Origin of the sequence: Gemella sp. 27098_8_149, from assembly GCF_041433745.1 — a bacterium.
Lineage (GTDB): Bacteria > Bacillota > Bacilli > Staphylococcales > Gemellaceae > Gemella.
The window spans coordinates 1-3,128 of the sequence record NZ_JAPWCB010000033.1 but is presented as its reverse complement, the minus strand read 5'-3'; the positions used below and the strand labels follow the sequence as shown (position 1 = coordinate 3,128).

Genomic DNA, 3,128 nt, shown 5'->3' with positions numbered 1-3,128 from the left:
TGTTGCACTACCGATTGGATCTTTTGCATTTGGAACATTATTTACTTTATTAGTAATGTCACGTCCACTTTCATATTGAGTAGCAATTGTTTCTGATTTTTTATCAGCATCAGTGAATGTTACTTTATCCCCGAAACCTTCTTTTAAGCTTTCGAATACACCGTTTTTAGGGTTGTTACCGTAACCAGCATGGTTTTCACTTGCTGGGGCACCTAATTCAGTTTTTCCGGCTAAATATAATGCTAATAAGTCACGTTCAGATTTAACAGCTTCTGCTTGTTGGCTCATTTTTTGAGCTGATGTTGCATCCGCTGCATTTGCAGTTGTAATAACATTTTCTGCTTTTTGTTTAATACCTTTTAAAACATCAATTTTAAATTGATCTTTTTTATTCGCAGGTAGCGCTTCTTCTTTTGCTATTTGAGCTTGAATTTTATCAATATTTGCTTGCAACTCTGGAATAGCAGCATCACGAATGCCTTTATATTTAGCTGCTTCTGATGCTGAATTAGCTGCAGTTGTATCTACTGCTCTAAATCCACTTTCACCTTGTCCAGGAATAGCTTGACCGTTACGTGAATCTTGGTTTTTGTTTACTTTTTCTTCTTTTTTATCAGCTGTTGCTTTTGGCATACTTTCTAATACGAAAGCTCTATTTTTTAATGCTACTGTAGCTTTATCAACTTCACCTTGTGTAGCTGTTTCGCTAGCTTCTAGAGCTTGAGCATTAGCTAATTCTGCTTTTCCTTCTTCAATTGCTGAAGCTGTTTTTTCTGTTACAGCTGCTTTTGCGATTGCATTTTGGACACGTGCGATTGCAGCACTTAGGTTAGCTTTGTTTGCTTTTTCTACCGTAGGTGCAGGTGTCTCTTCTTTAGCTGTGGCTGTCGCTGCTGGTGTTGCTGGTTCATTAGCATTGTTTACCGCAGTATCATTGTTAGCTAAAGCGTTGCCCCCTCCTAAGAATGCAAATCCAGCTGCCACTAATACTGACGCTGTTCCAACATTGAACTTTTTAATCCCGTATTGATTAACTTTTTCAAGTTGTTTTTGTTCATTCATTTTTTTATTGTTTTTACTATACATGTTAAACCTCCTTTTAATGTTATATTTATAAAACTAATTTATAGAATTAATGCAATAAAATAATTTCTATAAATAAGTATGAATAAAAATAAGAAAACATTTCCGCGTATAAAGTAACTTATGCAAGCTATCTATACTGCCATATATTATACTATATTTTAATGCTAATTTCAAATGTTATTACGTTCCTAACTATTACTAAATTATAAAAATATAACCACTAACTTTAAAATTTCCAATTGATCTTTAAATATTATTATATGTTAATTTAATCTTTGTAAAAAATATATTAATAATTCTCAATATTATCAGCCTATAAATGTTATATTAATTTACTTAATTAATAATTTATAATTTCATATAATCAATTATAATTAATTTCCAAACTCCTTCATAAAACATTACAGTATTTCTAAATATTATATACACTTCTATCAAAATATTCATAAATCAAAAAAGCACTCCTGATTTTTATCAAGAGTGCCTCTTCATTTACTACTTCAAAGTGATATTACTTTAATAATAGTTTTTATTATTTTTGTTTACGTCTTCTTGCAGCTGCTGCTAATCCGAAGATTGCTAATCCTAAACCTGCTAATCCTGAGTTGCTATCTGCAATACCAGTGTTTGGTAATACTTTTTCGCCTGTTTTAGCTACAGGAGCTTTTGGTGCTTCTGGAGTAGCTGGTACTTCTGGTGTTGACGGTTTTTCAGAACGTGGTGTCGAAGTTTCTTTCTTAGGAGTTACTGTTACTGGTACTTCTACTTCAACAATTTCTCCTGTTGGTAATTTAACTTTAACTTTAACACTTGGTTTTTGTCCTGCTGTTTCTGTTGTTGGGATTTCTCCTACTTCAACTATTTGAGCACCATTTGGTAATTCAACGTGTTTCTTAACATCATCTTTAGTAATTGGTGTTCCAACCTCTACTACAATCGGAGTTGTTTTTACTGTTGGTCTTGGAGCTGGTGTCGCTTTTGGTGTTACTGTTACTGGTACTTCTACTTCAACGATTTCTCCTGTTGGTAGTTTTACCTTAACTTTAACAGCTGTTTTTTCACCTGGAGTTTCTGTTGTTGGGATTTCTCCTACTTCAACGATTTCCCATCCTGATTCTTTAGGAAGTTCAACATGTTTCTTCACATCTTCTTTAGTAATAGGTGTTCCTACTTCTACCACAATTGGTGTTACTTTTGGTGTTGAAATAACTGGTACTTCTAAATCAATTACTCTTCCATTTGGTAATTTAACCTTAACTTTAACACTTGGTTTTACTCCTGCTGGAACTGTTGATGGAATTTCTCCAACTTCTACAATTTCCCATCCTGGTTCTTTTGGTAATTCAATGTGGTTCTTCACATCTTCAGGAGTAATTACTGTTCCTTGAGGTACGATAATTGTACTTACTTTTGGTGTTACTATTACTGGTACCTCCACTGTAACTTTACGTCCATCTGGTAATTCTACTTCTACAGGTACAGATGTTTTTTCACCTGGTGTTGCAGTTGTTGGGATTTCTCCAACTTTAGTAACTTTCCATCCTTCTGGAAGGTCTACATGTTTCTTAACATCTTCTTCAGTTATTGGAGTTCCTACTTTTACTACTACTGGCGTAACTTTAGGTTTAACAATTACTGGTACTTCTACTGTAATTTGTTTTCCATTTGGTAATTCAATTACTACTGGAACCACTGGTTTAACCCCTGGTGTTTCTGTTCCTGGTTTATTTCCAATAGAAACAATTTTTCCACCTTCTGGAATCATAACATTTTTCTCAACGTCGTCATTAGTTATTGGGTCTCCAACATTCTTAATGATTTCGTTAATTGGTGTTACTGTTACTGGTACTTCTACTGTAATTGTTTTACCATTTGGTAATTCTACAGTTACTTTAACTGGATCTTTCTTACCTGGTGTTGTTAAGTCTGGAATGTTTTCTACATTCGTTACTTTTCCACCCTCTGGAATCTTAATACCTTTAGTGTAGTCTTCTGGTGTTAATGGTGTTTTCGTAACTGGTGTTTCAATTTCCTTAACTGGT

General features: G+C 33.9%; 2 protein-coding genes. Both read right to left on the bottom strand.

Annotated elements, in window-relative coordinates; all coding sequences use genetic code 11:
* Positions 1-1,086: YSIRK-type signal peptide-containing protein (locus tag O3801_RS08460; RefSeq protein ID WP_371454670.1), on the bottom strand; the 1,086-nt coding region annotated here is incomplete at its 3' end.
* Between the two features lie 532 nt (positions 1,087-1,618).
* The coding region (locus O3801_RS08455) for a Rib/alpha-like domain-containing protein (protein WP_371454669.1) at positions 1,619-3,128 on the bottom strand (1,510 nt) is incomplete at its 5' end.